General features: G+C 53.0%; 18 protein-coding genes. 9 read left to right on the top strand and 9 right to left on the bottom strand.

Features of this window, described 5'->3' with window-relative positions; translation table 11 throughout:
* Window positions 1-84: 84 nt before the first annotated feature.
* The 4 genes from AC2FI9_RS19105 (at window position 85) to AC2FI9_RS19090 (ending at window position 3,364) form a co-directional block, all read left to right on the top strand.
* Window positions 85-1,095 carry an AraC family transcriptional regulator gene (locus AC2FI9_RS19105; RefSeq protein ID WP_170686482.1) on the top strand — a complete coding sequence of 337 codons (1,011 nt, stop codon included), beginning with the start codon at window positions 85-87 and terminating at the stop codon, window positions 1,093-1,095.
* A gap of 161 nt (window positions 1,096-1,256) precedes the next feature.
* Entirely contained in the window at window positions 1,257-2,123 is an 867-nt protein-coding gene (locus AC2FI9_RS19100) for a cysteine hydrolase family protein (protein WP_010443191.1), read from the top strand.
* A 48-nt stretch (window positions 2,124-2,171) separates the two neighbouring features.
* Window positions 2,172-2,657, top strand: coding sequence for a YHS domain-containing (seleno)protein (locus AC2FI9_RS19095; protein ID WP_010443192.1), 486 nt, complete (start codon window positions 2,172-2,174; stop codon window positions 2,655-2,657).
* 137 nt (window positions 2,658-2,794) lie between these two features.
* Window positions 2,795-3,364: a carboxymuconolactone decarboxylase family protein gene (locus tag AC2FI9_RS19090; RefSeq protein WP_496769838.1), complete on the top strand. Its 570-nt coding sequence runs from the start codon at window positions 2,795-2,797 to the stop codon at window positions 3,362-3,364.
* A 19-nt stretch (window positions 3,365-3,383) separates the two neighbouring features.
* Here AC2FI9_RS19090 and AC2FI9_RS19085 read toward each other — a convergent pair whose 3' ends face one another.
* The gene (locus AC2FI9_RS19085) at window positions 3,384-4,349 is read right to left on the bottom strand and encodes a LysR family transcriptional regulator (protein WP_496769836.1); all 966 of its coding nucleotides are present in this window, start codon (window positions 4,347-4,349) and stop codon (window positions 3,384-3,386) included.
* 82 nt (window positions 4,350-4,431) lie between these two features.
* On the opposite strand from AC2FI9_RS19085, the gene AC2FI9_RS19080 reads away from it, so the two are divergent.
* The 3 genes from AC2FI9_RS19080 to AC2FI9_RS19070 are packed head-to-tail and all read left to right on the top strand — an operon-like array spanning window position 4,432 to window position 7,065.
* A complete protein-coding gene (locus tag AC2FI9_RS19080) occupies window positions 4,432-5,058 on the top strand; it encodes a pyridoxamine 5'-phosphate oxidase family protein (RefSeq protein ID WP_496769834.1) in 627 nt (208 codons plus the stop codon).
* Window positions 5,059-5,118: 60 nt separating this feature from the next.
* Window positions 5,119-6,099 (top strand): alpha/beta fold hydrolase, encoded by a 981-nt coding sequence (locus AC2FI9_RS19075; RefSeq protein WP_281995597.1) that lies wholly within the window; start codon window positions 5,119-5,121, stop codon window positions 6,097-6,099.
* 54 nt (window positions 6,100-6,153) lie between these two features.
* Window positions 6,154-7,065: a PhzF family phenazine biosynthesis protein gene (locus AC2FI9_RS19070; RefSeq protein WP_496769832.1), complete on the top strand. Its 912-nt coding sequence runs from the start codon at window positions 6,154-6,156 to the stop codon at window positions 7,063-7,065.
* A 989-nt stretch (window positions 7,066-8,054) separates the two neighbouring features.
* Here AC2FI9_RS19070 and AC2FI9_RS19065 read toward each other — a convergent pair.
* Window positions 8,055-8,750 (bottom strand): alpha/beta fold hydrolase, encoded by a 696-nt coding sequence (locus tag AC2FI9_RS19065; RefSeq protein WP_496705767.1) that lies wholly within the window; start codon window positions 8,748-8,750, stop codon window positions 8,055-8,057.
* Between the two features lie 228 nt (window positions 8,751-8,978).
* Here AC2FI9_RS19065 and AC2FI9_RS19060 point away from each other — a divergent pair, with 228 nt between their 5' ends.
* Together AC2FI9_RS19060 and AC2FI9_RS19055 are read left to right on the top strand one after the other, a co-directional pair.
* Window positions 8,979-10,604 carry a L,D-transpeptidase family protein gene (locus tag AC2FI9_RS19060; protein ID WP_496769831.1) on the top strand — a complete coding sequence of 542 codons (1,626 nt, stop codon included), beginning with the start codon at window positions 8,979-8,981 and terminating at the stop codon, window positions 10,602-10,604.
* A gap of 112 nt (window positions 10,605-10,716) precedes the next feature.
* Entirely contained in the window at window positions 10,717-13,461 is a 2,745-nt protein-coding gene (locus AC2FI9_RS19055) for an AsmA family protein (RefSeq protein WP_496769829.1), read from the top strand.
* Between the two features lie 11 nt (window positions 13,462-13,472).
* Here the strand turns inward: AC2FI9_RS19055 and AC2FI9_RS19050 are convergent, their stop codons facing one another.
* From AC2FI9_RS19050 to AC2FI9_RS19020, 7 genes are all read right to left on the bottom strand, one after another.
* Complete coding sequence (locus tag AC2FI9_RS19050) at window positions 13,473-13,973, bottom strand: hypothetical protein (protein WP_282171046.1); 501 nt, start codon at window positions 13,971-13,973, stop codon at window positions 13,473-13,475.
* 124 nt (window positions 13,974-14,097) lie between these two features.
* Window positions 14,098-15,711, bottom strand: coding sequence for a mechanosensitive ion channel family protein (locus AC2FI9_RS19045; RefSeq protein WP_496769827.1), 1,614 nt, complete (start codon window positions 15,709-15,711; stop codon window positions 14,098-14,100).
* Window positions 15,708-17,030, bottom strand: coding sequence for a mechanosensitive ion channel family protein (locus AC2FI9_RS19040; protein ID WP_496769825.1), 1,323 nt, complete (start codon window positions 17,028-17,030; stop codon window positions 15,708-15,710). The genes AC2FI9_RS19045 and AC2FI9_RS19040 overlap by 4 nt, the downstream gene beginning before the upstream one ends.
* A 150-nt stretch (window positions 17,031-17,180) precedes the next feature.
* The gene (locus AC2FI9_RS19035; protein WP_496769823.1) at window positions 17,181-18,239 is read right to left on the bottom strand and encodes a carbohydrate porin; all 1,059 of its coding nucleotides are present in this window, start codon (window positions 18,237-18,239) and stop codon (window positions 17,181-17,183) included.
* Window positions 18,240-18,466: 227 nt separating this feature from the next.
* Window positions 18,467-18,868 carry a hypothetical protein gene (locus tag AC2FI9_RS19030; protein WP_496769821.1) on the bottom strand — a complete coding sequence of 134 codons (402 nt, stop codon included), beginning with the start codon at window positions 18,866-18,868 and terminating at the stop codon, window positions 18,467-18,469.
* Window positions 18,869-18,940: 72 nt separating this feature from the next.
* A complete protein-coding gene (locus AC2FI9_RS19025; protein WP_496769819.1) occupies window positions 18,941-20,332 on the bottom strand; it encodes a metal-dependent hydrolase family protein in 1,392 nt (463 codons plus the stop codon).
* A 62-nt stretch (window positions 20,333-20,394) separates the two neighbouring features.
* Window positions 20,395-21,627, bottom strand: a 1,233-nt coding sequence (locus AC2FI9_RS19020) for a metal-dependent hydrolase family protein (protein WP_496769817.1), incomplete at its 5' end; no start/stop codon positions are given.

Genomic DNA, 21,627 nt, shown 5'->3' with positions numbered 1-21,627 from the left:
GATCGAGGCTGTCTCTATTTATTATACCTATCACAGGGTTGGACGATCTGGCGCGAAAGAGCTTTCCAGTGCTAATCTCACTGTATGGCAAGTGTAACTTACGCATTCGCCCGCGCGATGGCCAACGCCGCCGGGATGACGCTAAACGACGATGGCGCCCTGATTTCGAATGGCGCTGTCGTGCTGCGTCTACCAGAAGCTCAAGACGGCCAATTGGCGGATGATGCGTATTTCGATCTGATCGATTGGATTCGTGCGCAACAAGCGGACGAGGCCGCGTTGGTTGAGGCCTATGCGAACGCGATTGCAACCGATGATCTCGGCGTCCTTGGCCTAGCCGTAAAGACAGCTCCGACCTTGCGGCAATCTTTGCAACGGATCGAGCGTTATTTTCGTCTCGTAACGGACACCGCAGTTTACAGACTTGATGAAACCGGCGATCCGGTCCTTTGGATTTTTGAGGGACAAACATCACATCGCGCTGCCTTGGAGCTGCGCAACGAATGCGCGCTTGCGGCCTTTGCGAGGAACATGCATCGGTTTGTGGGTGATGGGTTGTCGCTTGCATATGTCACGTTTCAGCATCCATGCAGACAAGAACCAGAGCGTTACGCCGAATATTTCGGGTGCCCGGTTCGATTTGGGAGCGCCCACAACGCCATTGCTATGCGCCCTGCTATGCTGGAAAGCGAAAATCGTCTTGGCGATCCGGGCTTGTCAGATTTCATGACGAAGCACCTGGATGAGGAGTTCAACTCTCGCGATGACGACACCTCACTGAGCCAAGCAATTGTCCACCGGCTTACACCGGCCTTGAGTAACGGCGCGCCGCAAGCAGCGCATGTCGCACAAGAGATGGGAATGAGCGAGCGCACGCTTTACCGCAGGTTGGCCGAAGAAGGGCTGACCTATCGCGACGTTCTTGGTCAGGCGCAAGTTGCACTTGCCCGTGACCTGCTCCGTGACGGTAAGGCTTCCATAGCCGAGATCGCCTTTATGACCGGGTTTTCGGAACAGAGCACGTTCAGCCGCGCCTTCAAGCGCTGGGTTGGCCAGGCTCCGGCACGATTCAGGCAGCAAGCGACCTCCGACTAGGCACATACCTCAAGACCACATGGCAGGTTCGGCCAAAACCTTGGCAGGGCGGGCCGATACCTCAATCGATGTGGTGCATAACTTCTTCTTTGTCAGATCCACCTGGGGCGTTGCCGAGTAAAGCAAACCCATTTGCCCCTCTCAGACAAAGGAAATTTGCAATGAGCAATCATGACCACAAACATGGAGCAAGCTGCGCTTGCGACGTCACGCCCGAACGCGTTGATATGGCGCGCCGGCGACTCTTGCAACAAGCCGCCGGTGCGGCCGCGGCAGGTACAACAATAGTGGCTGGCGGGCAGGCCCATGCCGCGACCGACGAAGCACGCGCCTACTATGCTGACCCGGAAAATCCAGGCCTTCCCCAAATCGACATGACCATCGAGCCGGGGCGTACTGCGCTTGTGGTGACCGACCCCCAGATTGATTTTTTGTCAGAGGACGGTGTGACGTGGGGTGTCGTTGGCGAAAGCGTGACCGAACAGGGCACGGTCGACAATATCGAACGGCTTTTCATTGCCGCCAAGGCTGCCGGGATGCCGGTCTTCATCTCGCCCCACTATTACTACCCACATGACCACAAGTGGGAGTTCGAGGGCACTCTGGAAGCCACGATGCACAGCATCGGCATGTTTGACCGCCTGGGACCGCTCAATTTGGACAACTTCGAGGGCTCAGGTGCCGACTGGATGCCGCAATACAAGAAGTACATCGAGGATGGCGAAACCATCATTTGCTCGCCACACAAGGTTTACAGCCCTGCTCAGAATGACCTGAACCTGCAATTGCGTAAACGCAAGATCGACAAGGTTATCCTCGCGGGGATGTCGGCGAACCTTTGTACGCAGGCGCATCTCTACGAGCTGCTGGAGCTAGGCTACGAAGTCGCTGTCGTTCGCGATGCCACAGCCGGGGCTAAGGTGCCTGAAGGTGACGGGTATCTCGCCGCCATCATCAACTTCCGTATGGTCGCCAACGGCGTCTGGTGGACCGACGACGCGGTTGAGCGCATTGGCCAATCGGCCTGACCCAAATCGATCTTCAAATTTGATCCTGACATCCTGAAAGGACATATCATGACACGCATCTTTACATTTCCCGCGCTTACAACAGCGTTGACTCTCGCCCTGGCGGCGGCGGCATTGGCTGACGATGAATACAACGTTTCGAACAGTCTTACCTTGACCGGGCAGCCCCTCGGCATGCATGGCGTCGATCCTGTATCGATGTTTGAAGCCGAAAAACCCGAAATGGGCAACGCCACTTTTACATCGGCCCATGATGGAGTGGACTACTATTTTGCGTCGCAGGCAGCGAAAGCCACATTCGAGGCGGATCCGACTGCACATCTGCCTCAATTCGGCGGGTTCTGCGCCTTTGGCGTCTATGTAGGCAAGAAGCTTGATGGCGATGTTCGGTATGCCGATATCGTGGACGACAAGCTCTATCTCTTTGTGAATGAGGAAATCTTCAAGAAGTACCTTGAGGACAAAGAGACCGTGATCCAAGGCGCCCATGCCAAGTGGGCAGACATCCACCACACGCCTGTCGGCAGCCTTTGATCGAGGAATTTGGTGGCTTTTGCCGGTCGGAGCCGCCGCTGCCTCTCCCCTCCCCAAAAGGCCGGCATTTCTCCAAGACGCCCTGTCCGCAATGACAATTCGCGTGTGTCGAAAACTCTTCCCAAAGGAAACCAGACATGACTGATTTTGAGACATATACAATCGCCTCAGCCCCTGATGCCGCGAAACCAATTCTGGAAGCATCGCTGAAAGGATATGGTTTTGTGCCCAACCTTTATGCGGCCATGGCCGAAGCGCCCGCGATTTTGGAAGGCTATACGACACTTGCCAACATCTTTGGAAAGACCAGCCTGTCAGAGACTGAGCGCCAGATCATCCTTATGACTAACAACCGGTTGAACGGGTGCAAGTACTGCATGGCCGCCCATACCACTCTTTCACAGATGGCTGGTATCCCCGAAGACGTGATCGCAGCGTTACGCGATGGCAGCCCTATCGCCGACCCCAAATTGGAAGCACTGCGCAAATTCGCCATCGTGATCAACGAAAGCCGAGGCTGGCCCAGCGACGCACAGGTCGAGGCGTTTCTGACGGCTGGTTACACACGCCAATCTATGCTGGAAGTCATCCTCGGCACAGCGTTGAAAACCCTGTCGAACTATACGAACCATGTGGCGGACACCGCGTTGGATGATGCCTTTGTGCCAAATGCATGGATCGCCTCGGTCGCGGCAGTGGCTGAATAGCGCGACGCCCGCCCATTTGTTAATCTTGCTTTTGGACCTGTGTTTGATTCCCGACAAGAAGGGGATCTGATTTTAGACGTCCGACAGCAAAGTCAACAAAGGTGCGCACCTTCGCAGACACGGTTCGTCCCTCTTGATGCACAAGATGGATGGGGACTTCGGGTGGTTCATACGACTTTAGAACAGTCTTGAGCCGCCCATCTGCAATGTAGGGTGCGACTTGATAGGACAGAAGCCGCCCGACACCATGACCTTGCAAGGCCAACTCGATCACAGCGTCATTTGTGTTCATGCTGATGCGTGGGCTCATGCGTTTGGTGACAGTCTTTCTGCCCCGTTGAAAATGCCATTGGGCCGATGCATTCAAGGCAGTTGAATTAATGATTGCATGGCAGGATAAATCATCGGGCGTATCTGGTTCGCCATATTGGTCAAGATATTTACAGGAAGCAAACGCGACCTGCCTCACCGTACCACACCTGACAGCCATCAAACTGGAATCAGCGAGGTTGCCAATTCTGATCCCGACGTCGAGACCCTCATCAATCAGATTGACCACTCGGTCCACATAGAGCGTGCGCGCTGAGAGCTTTGGATACAGATCCAGAAATTCGCCCAAAATTGGAGTGACGAACATACGGCCAAACAGGACTGATGCAGTAACACTAATTTCCCCGGTCGGTTCGGCATAGGAACCGACAGCGGCGCGCTCGGCCTCTTCAAGGTCAGCCAGAATACGTCTGGCATCCTCAAAAAACCTTTGCCCGCTATCAGTCAGCATCACTGAGCGCGTTGTGCGTACAAAAAGACGTAGCCCGAGGCTGTCCTCAAGCATAGAAACCATTCGGGTCACTGTCGGTGGTGACATGTTGAGGTCGCGGGCCGCAGCAGCGAAACCTTTTAGTTCGGCGACCTTCACAAAGACTTTTAACGCGTGAAATCTGTCCAAGATATTATTCCATATTTTTGAATAATATATTGCCAAGTATCCAAATTCCGCAACTTGAAAGCTCCAACTAACTTCACCTCAGTCCCAGGGCATCGCCCAGGCCGAGATGGAGAATTCAATGGCACGACCCTTTGCAGAGATCAGCTTCACGTCCTCCGTTCGCGAAACGCAGGCCAAAAACGGGTCAGCTAACGGCTACGCGAAGTTTCTGGACGGCACGCGTCAGGAGGACTCAATCAGCCCGGTCGAGGCCAGGTTCATCGGGCAAAGAGACGGCTTCTATCAGGCAACAGTCTCGGAAACCGGCTGGCCCTATGTACAATTTCGCGGTGGACCAGCGGGTTTTCTGAAAGTGTTGGATGAACGGACACTTGCCTACGCCGATTTCCGCGGCAACCGGCAATATCTCAGCACTGGGAATCTGCTGGGCAATGACCGAATCTCGCTGATCCTGATGGATTATCCCAATCAGCGGCGCCTCAAGATCTGGGGTCGGGCGAAACTCATTGATGCCAATGCCGATCCGGCGCTGATGCAACGCCTGAGTGAGCCGGGCTATCGCGCTCATCCTGAGCGGGCGATTGTGATCAAGTTTGAGGCGATGGACTGGAACTGCCCGCAGCACATCCCCCAACGCCTGACCCTTGAAGAATTTGAAGATTACCTCGTCCCGCTTCGCACTGAGTTGGAAGCACTGAAAGCTCGAAACGCAAGGCTCGAAGAGGCACTGGGTCAGCAAAACTGACCGATATCAAGCCCCGCGCGTTCAAGCACGCACGCCGTAACCTGAAGAAAGGAAACATCCATGTCGCGCAATCTGAAATCCGTCCTGAGCGCCAGCATTCTCGCACTTTCCATTGCTGCGCCATTTACACCGGCGCCAGCAATCGCCGCAGAGACTGGAATTGAAGCTACGCAGGCTGTCAGCTTCCGCACGGAAGAAATCGGCGACATCGCTATCGCCTATCGTGAAGCAGGAGATCCAAACAGACCTACTGTCCTGCTGCTTCACGGCTTTCCGACCTCATCACATATGTTCCGCAACCTTATCCCTGAACTGGCCAAGCACTACCACGTGATCGCACCCGATTTTCCCGGATTTGGAGCGTCGGAGATGCCAAAGGCCGAAGGCTTCGAGTATTCCTTCGCGAATATCTCCGAAATGATGACATCGCTGCTCGACCGGAAGGGAGTCGAACAGTACTCGGTCTATTTGATGGACTATGGTGCCCCGGTTGGTTTCCGAATGTTTGCGGAACAGCCCGAGCGGGTAACCGGCTTCATCATTCAAAACGGGAATGCTTACGAGGAAGGGCTGCGCGAGTTCTGGGATCCAATCAAAGCCTATTGGGCCGAGCCATCGCAAGAGAACGGCGACCAGCTTCGTGGATTCCTCACTCTGGATGCAACCAAATGGCAGTTCACCCACGGCGTTAAAAAACCGGAACTGATCAGTCCCGACAATTATTGGCATGTCCAATACCTGCTCGACCGCGAAGGTAATCAAGAGGTGCAACTTGAACTCTTCCTAGACTACGGCACCAATGTTGCCGAGTACCCAAAATGGCAAGCGCTGTTTCGGAAGCATCAACCCCCGGCGCTACTGATGTGGGGTAAGAATGATCACATCTTTCCGGTCGAAGGCGCCTATCCCTATGAACGCGATCTGAATGATCTCGAGTTTCATCTGCTCGATACGGGTCACTTCGCGCTGGAAGAATATGGGCCCGAGATTGCGGCGCAAATGACCGCCTTTCTGAACCGCATCACCGCCGCCAGCAACTGACGTAAAACTGGCCGCACCATGCTCAAAGGTGCGGCCGACGCATGGAGAAAACCAATGAATACGCAAGCAAATACTGTCAGACAGGTAACGGTTGAAATCGTACACGGCTTTGTCGACAGTGGCGCCGGTGGAAATCCCGCAGGCGTCGTCCTGGATGCTGATGAATTGGGCGAACAGGATATGCAAACCGTCGCGGCAAGGGTTGGATTGTCCGAAACGGCCTTTGTGTCGCAGTCCAAGACAGAGGGCTTCAAACTGGATTTCTTCACACCGAACAGGCGCATCGCTCATTGCGGTCATGCAACAATTGCCGCCTTCTCTCACCTTGACGCGCTGGGCCGGATTCCCAATCCCAACACCTCGAAGGAGACAGTTGATGGGCCAAGGCGCATACTAATGAAAGAGGGTGCCGCCTATATGGAACAGCTGGCCCCAAAATACGCGATACCAGAGGAATGGGTGGAAAAAGGTGTAAGCATCGACGATGTACTGAACTCCCTTGGGATCAACAGACATCATCTTGATCAGGAAATACCACCGGTTTTAGTCAATACCGGTAACAGTTTCATTGTCATCGGCCTCGCTGATGCCGATGGTCTTGCCAATGTGAAACCAGATTTTGCCAAAATCACGCAAATCAGCGAACGACTGGATTTGATCGGCTACTACGTCTTCACAAGAGACCCATCGGCGACCGACCGAGACGCTACAACCCGCATGTTTGCGCCCCGATACGCGATTGAGGAAGAAGCCGCGACGGGGATGGCTGCGGGGCCCTTAGCATGTGTATTGCACGACTTTGTCGTATCATCTCAACGGTCATTTCAAATCGAACAAGGGGTGTTTATGAACCCGGCGAGTCCGAGCCTGATAAAAGTCGATCTGGAAATCGACAATGGAACAATCTCCGGCCTCTTGGCAGGTGGTTTCGGCAAGGTCATGTGCTCGCGTCGAATTAGTTTCTAGCGTTGCGCTCGCGGCGAATGGCTGGCTTGGCGGGCTGCACCGCAGCAACGACGCCCATCGGGCCACGTCCGAATTGGGCCGTCCGCTAAATTTTGCAAAGTCCGGATTCCTGGGCATCGCTGACCTTAAGCAATAGCACCCGCTTATCTTGTAGCCTACAGCCGCCATCTGAGAAAACTACGGCGGAAGTCCGCATTCCGCTCTTGACGTAGATCATTCTTGTCCACTTTGGGTTGGAAGCGGCAAACTTCAAGCTTCACGGAGGCCACGTCTATGGTATGGGACCAACCAAAATTTGCGCTGTGCGCAATTAGCTTTGAATTCTAAATTCTGTGCGCGGCTTTTGCGCCCAATGTTTTGGGCCAAAGATGCAAATCTTTAGGCGAAATGCAAAGCTTTGGGCGCACCTACAAAAATCTGTAGGCGCGCGCATATCGTTGCGCGCCCAACACTGATTACATTCAGAAAATTACGGATTCTACGCCCATAACCTTGCGCGAGATTTGCGCATAAGTTTGCATTTTTTGCCCATAAGTTTGCGCGGTGCGTAGAATTCGTTCAATTTATAGTAGTCCTCTCTCAGCTCAATCGACTTTAGACGCTCATCCACAATCAAGAGTGCACTCTGGTCGAAAAAATTCAACCCTAGTCAGTGGGAAACAGTTCTAAGGCAATTGTGAGAGACTTGTTGGCCAAGATAACGTCGAGCGCCTTGTCTGAGCCGATCTTATTTTCCTAGCTAGTACCGCATACTCATTATCGAGCATCCGAAAGTGACGGCGCCGAGATCGGTTGCCTGCCATTGAAGCTGAAGCTTCGGTTTGAGATCAATGCCAGCTGATCAGTCGAGACGCGGATTCACTTGCGGAGCTACGGCGCATCTCGCCCGAAGCGCTGATTGAAGTAGGACAATCGGGATAGAAGCAATAACTATTCCTATGCGGGCGATTTCGCTGTCCGCGCGCTCGTGCAGGATCCGGCGGCCAAATTCAAATCGCGGACATTAGCATTCGGGCCAAGTCGTCAGGCCTATCGATCATCACGTAGTGCCCGAATGGCACCGAAACCGCTGTCCACCCCGACTGATGCTGGTATCGCTCAAAAAACGGTTGGCCAAGCCCTGGGACCCAGCCAGTGGCATAGATGTAGGTCCGCTTTAACACCTTGGTTCCGCCGCTCACCAGTTGAATCGGTTGCTCAAATGTCTTGAGTGGTTGCGCGACATTTCGGCGGTCTACCCACGCACAGTCTGCTCCATTCACCGAAAAAGCCTCCGCTGGGCCCGGCGCGACTTTGCCATCGACGGCACTGTCACGAAGCCCTGCCGCGATATCCGCAGGCAACACATCCAAGGCGGCCTGCCCATCGCCCGGCACGAGCGCATCGAGGTACACAAGTGAGCGAATGTGGTCGGGCGCTCTATTTGCGACTCCGGTGACAACCATGCCGCCATAGCTATGACCGCACAAAACAATGTCAGAGAGTTCTTCGCACGTGATCACCCCCAGGACATCCTCGATATGCATGGCCAGATCGGTTTCGTCACTCTCGAGATGAGCACGCTCGCCCAGACCTGTCAGTGTAGGGGTAAAAACGTCGTGGCCCTCCCTGCGCAGAAGCGCGGCTACGCGAGCCCAGCACCATCCCCCTTGCCACGCTCCATGGACCAATACAAATGTCGCCATAACCCGCCCAACTCCGTCGATACTGCAATGACAGTAGATTCAACAGGGCCGCCTCGTCCACAGGATCGTTTGGACGTTCAGCGCCGATCCCCTGCATATACACACGGCTCTCGAGCCCTCCAATCAAATGGCCATACTAAAATCATAAATTACGATTTGATTATACATTATGTATGAGTATCCTTCCACATAGAGACAGCATATAGCGCGAAGCCGCAGGAGGTATTGGTGGGTCACGTTAAGTCGTTAGTCGCGATTTCGCTAACTGCATTGGTAACAATATTCCCCAACCCAAGCGTCGCAAACGAGATCTCAGAGCAGATTGCTGCTCTACTCGGTGCCGAGTTGGAAGTGAGTAGCACGCTACCTGACAGCAAGAGCTTGGATGCTGAAATCCTAGTGCCGCGTTTTTACGAAGAGAGGGACTTCACTCCTGCGTGGACACGCGATGAATTGTCAGACGAACTCTTTGATGAGTTGGATAGTGCAATAGAACAGGGCTTCAGACCGGAAGATTTTGACTTAGCGGAGCTTCAAACCGCATTTAAGGCCGCCCAAACTGGCGATGTTTCTAATCAAGCTTTGTTCGATATTCTGGCAACGGACGCTGCGGTGAAACTGGTCCATCATTTGGTGTTTGGAAAAGTAGACCCAAATGCACTGGACGACGATTGGAACTTCTCAAAACCGGTAATTCAACAAGACCCAGCCGTTGCCCTGAATCAGTTTCTTAAAGGTGAAGGTTTTAGCGCGTTAATCGCACGTATTGATATCGACAATGCGCAGTACGTGATGCTTGTCGAAGCACTGAGTAAGTATAGGGCCATTGCTTTACAGGGCGGTTGGACCAATGTTCCGGATGAAACCGTTCTTAAACCAGAGATGGTGGACCCTGCCGTCGCTAAGCTGCGCGAAAGGCTGGCGGCAGAAGGCTACGTTGAAACAAGCGGTTCTTCTGAAGATGGCGAAAACGGCACAAACCCAGCTTGGGTTTACGACGATAGCTTGGTGAAAATAGTCAAATCCTTTCAGAGTCGGCATGGATTAGAAGCCGATGGGGTCATTGGCGGTAAGACGTTCGCATCGCTAAACAAACCGGTGGAAGATCGCATAAACAAGTTGCGTCTCAGCTTGGAACGCGGCCGCTGGCTTATGCGGGAAGTCGACGACGAATTCGTGCTGGTGAACATTGCAGGAGCCCGCACATATTTGGTTACATCGGATGGCACGCTTTGGACCACTAGATCAATCACAGGGTCAGCCTATCGAAAGACCCCGGTGTTTCGAGATGAAATTGAGTACATGGAATTCAATCCCACCTGGACCGTTCCCGCCTCGATTTTTCGTAAGGACAAACTTTCGCGCATCCGCAAGGATCCAGCCTATCTGACACGCAACAATTATGTCGTTCGGAACAAGGATGGCCAGACAATCCCCGCAAACGCTGTAAACTGGGGGGCGAAGAACCCCGGCGTGACCCTGGTTCAGCAACCGGGCCCAGACAATGCGCTGGGTTTGGTTAAGTTCATGTTTCCAAACAAATACGCTGTATACTTGCACGACACAAACGACAAAACCCTTTTTGACCGAAACGAGAGAAATCTCAGTTCCGGCTGCGTTCGCCTTGAGTATCCGTTCGAGTTCGCGAGCCTTCTGATGGAGGGAGAGCCAGATTGGAGCCGACAGAAGATGCAGTCCATTTTGGATAGCGGAAAGACAACGCGCGTTGATCTACCTGAGCCAATGCCGGTTCTTTTAACATACTGGACAGCGTGGGTCGAAGACGGGGTCGTTCATTTCCGCGAGGACCCATACGAGCGGGATGCTCGTATCCTGGCGGCTTTGGACCGATGAGCACTAAATGCGCGGCGCGCGCGAACCGAATTATGTGCCCATCTAGTCCAGCAGATTGGCGAACGCCGAATTGCAGATAGACCAAACGGCGTAGGCGACGACAGGGGGATGCATGAGGACTTGGCTTCTTAGATCAATTGGGATTGTCGTACTACTTGTGTTTGCAACAATCGGATTTGTTTGGTTGCTACTTGCTGCGCCGCTATTCTCGGAGATGCGACGTGACCTGGTCGAAAAAGTCCTTTCTGAACAAATCGGACAGCCGATTGTGGTTAATGACGATGTAAGTGTCGCGCTTGGACGCATTACCCACATTTACGTCGGTGGTGTGGTTATCCCGAGCCAAACTATGCCGGAAACATCTCTTGCAGAATTGAACCTTCTGGAACTGGAAGTGGATGTTGCTGCTTTGGCCAATCGACGTCTGCACTTTGACAACCTCGTCGTTGACGGTCTCCAGGCGAATTTCCTTACAGCTGCTGACGGCACTACAAGTTGGCGAAAAGGCCGACCGACGCCAAAACCTGAACCCGAAAACGCCACGGAAGAGGACAATCAAGAGGCTATAGCTGAGACCGGCGGATCCAATGAGGGCGACCCAGAAGGTAGTGGAATCCTCTCATTCCTGAGCGACAAGAATGTAACTTTCACATCCATTGGGTTGAACATTGATGATCAATCCTCTGGCTTTTCGTTCGTGTTTGACCTCCAGTCTCTCGCTCTGGAACAGGTAGACAAAGGGCAAAGAACAAAGGTCTCGGGGACAGGCTCCGTCAACGGCCAAAGTTTCGAAATCGAGGGTGACTATCCTCATAGTGCGCCGTTTGCGACGCGCGCCAATTTTGGCGAAATGACGGTAAGCTACGACGGCGAACCTTTTTCGGAAAGCGAGGGAGGTGGCTATCGTGCTGTCTTGCAGATGGACACTGGTGAATTCGGTGACTTTCTTGAAGTCATTGGGCTGGAGCGAGTTCTGGAAGGGAATGGCCAGTTGCAAGCAGAGCTTGTTTCTCAGGATGCTCTGAAAATCGAGACCTTTACGACCACCGTAAACCTTGAGGACGGACAGCAACTTACAGCAGAAGGATCGATAGAAGACCTCTACACAGCTCGGGGCGTTGATCTGCTATTCGACGCGCGGCTTTATCCTGAGGGGCAGCCGCCGAACGCAGCAAAGAGTTTCCAGGAGCTGAAGTTCACAGCCTTTGAAATGCACATGGTAGGATCACTTGCGTCTTTCGAGTTCGAGAAACTTCTGTTCCAAACTAACGCATTTGATCAAGGCCTGGACGTGATCGGGCCAGCCTCTATCGAACGCATTCGCCGCATGCCCGATGGTCGGCTTGCGATGCTGGGCATCGCCTTACAGGCTGGACCCATTGAGGACCCAATTCTAAAGGCCGACGGCGAAATTCTCGACCTGCTTCAGCTTCAGGACGTGACTTTCGAAGGCATACTCAACGGGCCGGCCAAATTGATTTTGCCAAATATGGATGAAGATTTTGTCGATCAGCTCGGTGGCATAAATGCCGACTTCAGCTTGTCCAATGAAGGAGGGCCTGTTTCGCTCAACAGGTTTAATGCAACCACCTATGGCACAGATATTTGGGCGCTTGACCTCGCGCTATCGGTCAGCGAATTGAAAGGGCTGTCAGGCCTTGATTTTGACGTGGAACTGGATGTCAGCGACGGAGCTAGTTTTCTGACTGCGCTTAAATTGCAACCTGTCGAGATTGGCGCACTTGCCGTCGATGCAGTGACGTCGAAGCAGGGCGAGGACTTCACTGCCTCAATCGAGTTTGAAGCCGGTTCGTCACACCTTCTGGCCGCTTTGGATGCAAAATTTCCCGAGGGCGCTTCTGTAATTCGCGGAAACGTTGCGAGTAAAAGGCTCGATTTAAACGATCTAAAAAACCTGACCGCTACGCTGGACCAGCTTAAAAGCTTGGTAGGCGACGCTTCAAAAGATCCTGAAACCGACGTACAGCCCTTGGTTCTACCGAAGGAAACCAACGTACAGCCCCTGGTTTTACCAAAGGAGAAAGGAAAGCCAGCCGATCTTCTGGATGTGCAGCGCGTACTGAGAGAGGCTGACGTTCAGGTACAGATCGACTTTAAGGAGATTGTTGGCCAACAAGGCGTAACTTCTGTTTCCAGCCAATTGTCTGCAAAAGAAGGGACCGTAGATTTTGGCCCGCTCCAGATGGCTTATGGCGGTGGAAACTTCAGCCTACGGGCAGTGATGGATCTGATTGACTCACCTGATTGGCTCTCCTTGTCGGGGTCAACCTCAGGATGGGAATTCGGAGAGATTCTCGATGAACTGGGTATCGGGATAGATGCATATGGGCGATTGAGTGGTGAGTTCAACGTTTCAGGCAGTACCGCGTCTGGCAATGCGTTTGTGAATTCCATGCGCGGCACTGCTTCTTTATCGATGTCACAAGGCTATGTCAGCACCAGCCTTCTGGAGTTGGCAGGGCTTGGTATTTTCCCATGGCTGTTTTCAGAGGAACTCCGTCAAGGTTACACGGACATAACATGCGTTGTGGCACCAATTAAAATCGAAGCCGGCCGGGTAAGCTCAGACTCCATCGTGGTTGAAACGGGTTCTGTTCAATTGGTGGCCAAGGGCCAAGTGGATTGGGTCAAAGATATTATTGCGATCAGGGCAGAACCTCGTCGAGTTGGCAAACCGTTATCCCGTAGCGCGTGGCCGTTTGATGTGACCGGTCAACTTTCGTCACCGAAGTTCAAGTTGGATGTCGGTGGATCCAGAAACAAGGCTCCGGAAGGTGCTGATGCGATGCCAGCAGACAGGCAACCGTGCGTGCCAGACATGAATCAGCTTCAATAGTCGGTCACGACCTAGTTCTTGAGTGGTTCAGGCTGTTCTGCCTGACATGCCAAAACGGCCTCGATGGCTTTCGAAGACCCACTCAGATCAAGTTCTACTTCGGTTCCACTTTCACCAATTATCGTGACGCTTTGGCGCTTGCCGAATTCGGTTACAAACGCGGGGTTGTCGAAAAAGGCGTAACCCCCGGGGACGCCATTTTTAAAAACACCTACGGCTTCGCCTTCAAACTTTGCGTCACCGAAATCGAAGTTCACGATACCGGTTGATCCGTCCTCAATCTGAACCCAGGCCGGATTGTAGGCGGCAAAGAAACCGCCAGCCTGATTGGGTGCGACACCAATTTCAACTGTCATGTCGTCTTCGAAGGGCTTCCACGCGAGGCAGCCGTTTCCTTTCTCGAGGTCGATCAAAATTGTCCAGTCGCCAGACTCACCCCACCGCTCCATACCAGCGGCAAGAGCGCCACTCGCGAGAAGCGTTACTATTGCGGTAAATGTCCAATTGATCATCTGGAACCCCAAAACGTTCTGAAAACTATTGCATTAATCCTACCCATTGCTCTGGATCAATCAAACTAATCCGACAACCTGCAAGGGCGGGGTTTAGTAGACCCAGAGTGGACTTGGTATTCTTTTACTCCGCTATATGAGCAAGCTTTCCATCCCATTCCTCAGTGGGAATCTTAGGACTTGGCGGGTCGGCCATGTAGGACGGTGTCATAATTTGCGTACCGTTCTCGTTGAACACTTCCACGATGTTTTGGTGTAGATCAGACAGAATCTTAGGCAAACTCGATCCTCGAGATGTGTATGCGTTAATTTCGTAATTGATGGCATAGTCAGCCAACTGTGTCCAAAGTACAAAGGGCTCCGGGTTTTTCTTCAAACTCTGTGTGCGATGAGCCGCCTCTATCAACATTGCCGTGATTTTTTTTGGCGGCTCCTCGTACCCGATCCCGACCGTCGTGTGCACGAGAAGGCCTCGACCATCGACTTTGCGCGAATAATTCACGACCTCTGAGTTCAACAACTGAGCGTTTGGAATACTGATCATTTCGTTTTTGATGGATTTGATAAGTGTTTCCATAAGCTTGATTTCGGTTACGTCCCCTATCTTGTCGCCAACCATTATTCGATCACCAACATTCGTGCTGCGCCGATAGATGACAAACAGACCTGCCATCATGTTCGATACAACTGTGTTAGATCCCAACGAGACCATGATACCGGCAAGAATTGTCAGGCCTTGAAACGCCCGGGAACCTGAGCCCGGAATGTATGGGTAGGCGAACACCAGTGCGATCACGATGATCAAAGCCCTGAACAGCATGTTCGTTGGCGCGATCCAGTGCGCCTCGAAATCTTTGATTTCGAATGCACCGTTCTCCAGGTTGTCAAAGAACAGATCGAGGCCGCGGATCGCAAATCGACATAAGGCTGCAATAATCACCAGCATGATCAGGTTTGGGATGTACCCAACGACAGCCAGCACAACATTTATCAATGGCTCACTAACGTACTTTAGAAGAACTTGAGCGATGGCCTGGGTTTCCGCGAAAGACAGCAAAACCAAGGACAGGTAGTAATAGAGAAAAAACAGAAACAGCACCCACATCAAAGCATGAATTGAATAAACGATGATAGACGCGATTGCCCTGCTTCGTAGGATTGACTTTGTAGCTTCCTCGACGCTTTCCGCTCTCTTTTCCAAGTTGTTTCTGACGTAGCCCAGAAACTTCTTCCGTTTGGCAAAGAAGAAGTATGACACCAGTGCAAACAACGCCGTCCAAGCAACAGCGGCCAAGGCGCTGTCAACGCGGCCTTCGCTGGATCGCGCTTCCCGGTACTTTAAAATGGCATTTTCGATGGCCTCTGCTTGCAGCCCGGCCAGAACTTCAATGTCCATCTGTTCGTGGTCGGCATCAGCCTGAGTGGTAATAGTGACCATATGGCCGTCGACGCGTACGAGTTGTCCAAATTCAGCCCGGGAGATTTGGATGTCGACCGTTTTGCTCTCTGATCTATCAGCAACTTGAGCAATTCTTTCTTCAATCTTTGCGGCCCTGTCCGTTGCGGGCAATGCGCTGGATCCGCGGACGACAAAAAGCTCATCCCCGTCGACAATGACCGGTGCTATGAATTCGGGATCTTCTCGCTCCTGCTGTGGCAGCAAAACTTCTTCTGACTGAGCCGAGGCTACACTGCAAAGAAGCAGAAAGGACATCATCAACATTACTAATGCTCTCATGTCTTTACTCCTTCCACTGGGATCAGGTGAACATCGCGCTGCGGGAACGGTATTGATATTCCCTCTTGGTCAAACCGCTCCTTGGCTTGTCCTGTGAGGTCCCAATAGACAGTCCAATAGTCGTCAGACTTGGACCACGGTCGACAAAAGATATTGACTGAATTGTCGCCAAGTTCACCAACAAATATTTCTGGATCAGGCGACTTCAGGCATAGTTCATGTCTTGCGACCAATTCCTTCAGAACATCGATTGCGTGAGCAGCGTTGTCTGAATACGCGATCCCAAAAACCAGATCGACGCGACGCTCATCAGATGCGCTGACATTTGTGATTACGTCACCCCAGATCTTACTATTCGGCACAATGATGATCTGGTTGTCGAAGGTTCGGATTTTTGTCGAAACGACCGACATGTCGTCAACAAAACCAGATGACCCGCCAACCTGAATATAGTCTCCGGTATCGAATGGCTTCAAAACCATGATCATCAGACCGCTGGCGAGATTGCCTAGCGTTTCCTGAAGCGCAAAGCCAAGAATGAAAGACAAACCACCAAATATTGCAAACAAAGGAGTGACGTTCACACCGAACAAGGCAAGTACAACCAGAATTCCGAGAATAAAGACCGCCCAAAACACTGCGGTCGCAATGAATTTCTTAAGCATCCGCGATATTGTTGGTATTTTTTCAAGACCGCGCTCAGTTAAACGACGCACCATTTTGGCTACAAACATCATAACCCAAACAGCAGCCAAAACACCCAACCCAGCCAATAGAAGACCAGCGCCTCCCTCCCAGGAAACCAACCATTGGAGAGCGTTGTGAAATAACGTCTGTAAATCCGTTGTTTTAAGCACGCCAGTTTTGAGCGCTAAAAGATAATCGGTGTGCGGTTTCAGGTCTTCTTCGGCGGCACCCTTTAGGGCCCATTCGTTCAAGACCAGTGTGTAATTATCCAAAATTACAGTGCCAGTGTCGTTTATCAAAGAAAGCTGTGATCTCAGGTCATCTTCTTGCGCTTCGTTTCCGTCCTGAAGGCTAAGATTGATACGGGCAATTTCTTCAAGTTGGTTGCGAACATGGTCTTGCCAGGCAACAGCAATTTCTGAAAGCTCATCAGTCGTCAGCGGAACAAGCAGTATCTCCAGGTCACCGGCAGAAATTGATTTGTCGGCAACCTGAGTTAAGAGATCTTCTTGCTGTACCTCGGCAGGTTCCTGTTCACTCGCCGCGTTCTGTGCGTACGCTGGAACAGCGTTTGACGTCGAAACCGCCGCAGCAAAGAGCAAAATAACCAAACCGTAGATGTATCGCGTCATGACACTAAAGCTCCCACATAAAGACTGAAGAGATCATAAGGAGACCGAAAAGGTCTGCCATCCAAATGGTTGGGGGCGACCCACTCACTTGCCGCCCCCGCCCGTTCCGGCCAAAATGAAGCCCGAACGGAAACTGCTACCCGGCATTCATCAAAGATTGACCCTCAGTCTCAGTCCCAAGACCAGCGGGTCGTTCGAGTTTGATCCGGGATTATTCAGGTATTGCACGTCTGCCGTCAGTGCCAGATTGTCGGCCAAGTCCAAACGGTAGAAAGCTTCAAGTGTCGTTTGATTGGGCAATCCTGGTGTCGTCAGGTCGGCAACAGTGGCCGCTATGCCAAGGAGATCATCATAGGTGCCAGGTCGCCACATCAAGCCTGCGTTGACTGCACGCCTGGCCAACGCACCGCCGCCATTGGACCATCCCAGCCGTCCGAAGATCATCAGTTGGTTGTCGAATGTATGGTTGGCAGAAAGTGTGGCTCCATATGTTTCCGGTACGCCAACTTGTTGGCGCGCATCCGTGTGAAACATCCCCAGATGAACGTTTGTTAGAAATCGTTTTGATTTTTCGGGCGTCCAGCCGATCTCGGCGTATTTGTAAAATTCGCTACCCCCGGAAAACCACTCGATGTCTGTGAGAGACCCATTGGCGTCGCTGACCACCCCTAACGCGTAAATCTGATCCGTCAGATAGCCGCCGACCGTGACGCCAAAGCCTGGATCTGGGATTGGCAGTACAGGGCTAAACAGGATTGAATAGTTCGAAAAGGTCGTTCTTGGGTTCACGTACCCAAGAATGTCGGAGTAGTCGCCCGGATCGATCCGACCCGCCACCACTCCTCCGCGTCCGTTTGCGAAGGCTTGTTGCCAGTAAGCTACCGACAAGGTCGTGTTTGTGTCCCCAAACGTGACCGCGGTTGCCCCTTGATATCCAATTTGCGCAGGCAGTGCTGAGGGTGCAATGGACTGGCCCAACCGGTGTCGGTTCTCCAGAATAAAGACAAGGCTACCCGGGTTTTCACCACCCCGGTTTGCCAATTCCCACGTCCCAATCATCCTGAGCTGACCGGATGCAGATTCGTCCTGCCCGGTCAGACTGTGAGAACTGCGTTGGTATTGCGCTTGGTAATCAAAGCTGAGCGCCAATCCGGTGTTTTCCCTAAATCGACCCAAAGCGGTTTCGGTTGGATCAATGGCACGGTCCAAACCGGGCCATCGAGAGTCTTCAAGTCTGCGCAGCCTATCTTGCTCCTGTTGCGCACTGGCTGATCCCGGGCCGCCCAACGAAACCTGGGCTGCGGCCTCCAGTTTCGCCTGAGCAGCATTTTCCTGGGCATCAGCAGCACTACTAAAAAGTGCAAAGGCGCTCAATAACGCGGCGGCAAGGGTCGGTCGTGGTGGAAGATACGACCTCTGGTGCGACAAACCTCCAATCACTTTACGTCATCCACTGCTTTGATTTCGGGAACACGTTCCAGCGCCGCAGCCATGTCGGCGCTGCTCATCAACTCGATCATCTGGTAATCATCAAGCAGGCCATCGCCGAGGCGGCTGACATAGAAGGCCTGGATAAAGGTTGGATCGTCTGGCAGGGAAACGGTGATGTAGTTCTTCCCGTTTCCAAGCCCCCAGTAATAGCTCAAAAGCTCTCCACCGAGCGCTTCGATCCCGCCCTTCACCGAGGCTGTGCGATCCCCCGGATTGGCGATCTGCATTTCCCAAGCGGTGCTATTGGACGTGCCAATGAACAAAAACGTACGAATGCTTTCGGCGTCTTCAGCTGCGGCAATTGAACCACAGATCGCCATAAAGACGCCAAGGCTGAGATGTTTCACAGTCTTTCCTTTCAGGGAAGGTTTCTTGGCTGAAGTGTGGGGTTATCAAAGATAGACCACCCCACTTTCCTTTTATTCCAGCGTATTCTTGTAGAATTTGCCGTCCTTCATGATGACACGGATGGTGTCGAAACCTTCTTCACGCGGTTCCGCGTCAAACCATTTCGGTTGGGCCCCCAAGACAGAAAGATCTTCCAGCGGGTTGCCATCGACGATCAGGATATCGGCGTAGGCTCCTTCTTGGATCACCCCCAACTGCTCCGGATAAGGATTACGTTGGCCAGTCAGCTGCGCCAGTTCGCCCGCGGTCGACGTAGCGGAGACCAGCATGGCATGATTGCCGAACCAATCAGCAAACTGGTACTTTTCGAAATCGCGATGGGCACGGCCCTGATCGAGCGTTGACAGTACTGTATCAACGTTGTGCACGACCTTGGGTTTGTATTTCTTGACAAGCGCGATGAGATCCTTGCTTTGGTCATGTGCAACCGCAAGCTTGATGCCTGCTGGCGTACCCGGTGCAAAGTTCGGGTGCTCAAACAGGATCGGTGAGAACCCGGCGGTGTTGAGGGACCAGAATATCCCTTCATCAGCCATTCGTTTCACGGTTTCTTCTGTGACCATCTGGCCGTGCTCAATGACTTTGACGCCCGCATCCAGTGCCATTTGGACAGTTTCGTCCGTGTATGCATGCGTAAAGGCGTAAGTATCAAAAAAGGCTGCGACCTCTACGGCCGCCCTGATCTCTTCCACGCCGTATCCAACAGACCAAAGCGGGTCTAATTCCGAAGAAACTCCGCCGCCGACGGTTAGTTTGATTTGCGTGGCCCCATAGCTGAGGTTCCGGCGCGCGGCCGTTCTAATTTCGTCTACGCCGTCTGCAACGACCGCGAGATTGAGTTCTTCCACCTGTGCGACGGGGCCACCTTCAGCCCGGGCACGAGGGCTGCGCCAGTCCGTGTGACCAGATTGTGGACCGATGCACGCACCACTCGGGTAAATCCGTGGCCCGACAAGAATATCCTGATCGATCAGCTTTTTCATCGCATCGCCTTGGCCACAGGCATCGCGAACCGTTGTGTACCCATCCATAAGGTAATCACGCGCGTTTGCGACTGCCATCGCGCCGACGCCGTCCCAATTCGCATATTCCGCGCCGCCAAAGCTTGTGAACAGACCGGTTAGGTTCAGGTGGACGTGGCTGTCGATCAGCCCCGGCATCAATGTGCGACCACCTCCATCCACAACCGTCGCGCCAGGTGCGTCGATGGCCTCGGTGGACACTTCTTTGATCAAGTTGCCTTCAACCAAAACGCTGGCGTTCTCGATCCGCGCCTCATTTACTCCGTCAAAGACATGGACGTTGGTGAACAGGGTTTGTGGCAGGGTGTCCTGCGCAAACGCGGCAGTGGCCGTGAAAAAAACCAGGCTCGCGACGGCACCCGTCTTTGTCGAAATATTCATGTCCTTCTCTCCCTTAAAATTTAGTGCGCGGGGTGCCGAGGTAAGTTCACCCCACGCGACACTCAGTCGAGTGTGTTCTTGTAGATCACGCCATCCTTCATGATGATCTTCAGATTGGTGTCGGGATCGGACAGCAGCAGGATGTCCTCCAGCGGGTTCCCGTCGACCAATAGAAGATCGGCGTATGCACCCACTTCGACCACACCCAGCGGGCCGTCCTGATAAGGATTGTTCAAACCAGTAAGACGGTTCATGCGCGCGCCGTTTGAAGTTGCGATGCGCAATATGTCGAAGGGTGTGAAATTCGCTTCAAGCAGGTATTTGAACTCGTCGCTCATCTTCTTGTCCTGCTCTAGTGTTTGGTCCCAGTTGTTGATGAGGTCAGTGCCCAGGGTATAGAGGTCGATCATGCCTGGCGTGGTTTGAATTACTTCAATCATGTTGGCCGCGGCATCCCGCACCGTCTTCCACTTCGCAAACGACGCTGGTGTGTAAAATGCTTCGGCCTGCTCGGTGGAGACCGAGTAGACCGGAGCCACGGCGGTCGCAAACATGATCTGTTTTTGAACCATGACCTCGGCCACTTCCGGAGTCAGAAACGGGATGTGTTCGACGGTCTTCGCGCCATTGTCGATACAGTTTCGGATCGCCTGTTCAGTGAACACATGGCAGGTCACATATGTGCCCCACTGTTCGGCGGTTTTGACTGCCATCTGGATTTCATCGGCTTGGTACTGAAGCGAATGCAGGGGGTCGAACTCGGACGTAACACCGCCGCTGACCATAATTTTGATCTGGGTTGCCCCGCGGCGCAGGTTCTCGCGTACGGCCATCCGGATCTGATCCGGCCCATCGGCTATAAAGCTCATTTCACTTTCGACCCAATGTGATGGTCCTTGCCCAGACAGTGTGGGATGCCGGTCGTTCAGTTTACGGAAGTCCGCGTGCCCGGATGTCTGGGTGATGAAGGCTTCAGAGGAGTAAATGCGCGGCCCGGGAAACATGCCGGAATCTATAATGCGAGCGATGGATTTTGCTGGTCCGCCCAGGTCCCGGACAGTGGTGAACCCATTCATCAGGATGCGTTCAGACCGAATTGTCGCGACGCCGCCAAGATGAAAGGGTGTGATATTCTGGCGCAACCCATCGCTGAGAGGGTTGAACACCGTAAGATGCACGTGTTGATCATGCATTCCGGGCATCAGTGTGCGCCCACCACCGTCGATGATTTGCGCATTGGCGACGGCAAGCGGCTTAGTCGAGACCTCGGCGATCAGGTTATCAACGACCAGAAC

The sequence above is a fragment of the Ruegeria sp. CDSA246 genome, from assembly GCF_059611225.1.
The sequence above is the reverse complement of the archived record's forward strand: the minus strand, read 5'-3'. Positions and strand labels throughout refer to the sequence as shown.

Bases quoted from the DNA above. Each gene is read 5' to 3' on its own strand.
- AC2FI9_RS19070 (WP_496769832.1), top strand. From the start codon at position 6,154: ATGAATACGCAAGCAAATACTGTCAGACAGGTAACGGTTGAAATCGTA.
- AC2FI9_RS19050 (WP_282171046.1), bottom strand. From the start codon at position 13,973: ATGATCAATTGGACATTTACCGCAATAGTAACGCTTCTCGCGAGTGGC.
- AC2FI9_RS19025 (WP_496769819.1), bottom strand. From the start codon at position 20,332: ATGAATATTTCGACAAAGACGGGTGCCGTCGCGAGCCTGGTTTTTTTC.
- AC2FI9_RS19075 (WP_281995597.1), top strand. From the start codon at position 5,119: ATGTCGCGCAATCTGAAATCCGTCCTGAGCGCCAGCATTCTCGCACTT.
- AC2FI9_RS19100 (WP_010443191.1), top strand. From the start codon at position 1,257: ATGAGCAATCATGACCACAAACATGGAGCAAGCTGCGCTTGCGACGTC.
- AC2FI9_RS19055 (WP_496769829.1), top strand. From the start codon at position 10,717: ATGAGGACTTGGCTTCTTAGATCAATTGGGATTGTCGTACTACTTGTG.
- AC2FI9_RS19095 (WP_010443192.1), top strand. From the start codon at position 2,172: ATGACACGCATCTTTACATTTCCCGCGCTTACAACAGCGTTGACTCTC.
- AC2FI9_RS19080 (WP_496769834.1), top strand. From the start codon at position 4,432: ATGGCACGACCCTTTGCAGAGATCAGCTTCACGTCCTCCGTTCGCGAA.
- AC2FI9_RS19090 (WP_496769838.1), top strand. From the start codon at position 2,795: ATGACTGATTTTGAGACATATACAATCGCCTCAGCCCCTGATGCCGCG.
- AC2FI9_RS19045 (WP_496769827.1), bottom strand. From the start codon at position 15,711: ATGAGAGCATTAGTAATGTTGATGATGTCCTTTCTGCTTCTTTGCAGT.
- AC2FI9_RS19040 (WP_496769825.1), bottom strand. From the start codon at position 17,030: ATGACGCGATACATCTACGGTTTGGTTATTTTGCTCTTTGCTGCGGCG.
- AC2FI9_RS19065 (WP_496705767.1), bottom strand. From the start codon at position 8,750: ATGGCGACATTTGTATTGGTCCATGGAGCGTGGCAAGGGGGATGGTGC.
- AC2FI9_RS19105 (WP_170686482.1), top strand. From the start codon at position 85: ATGGCAAGTGTAACTTACGCATTCGCCCGCGCGATGGCCAACGCCGCC.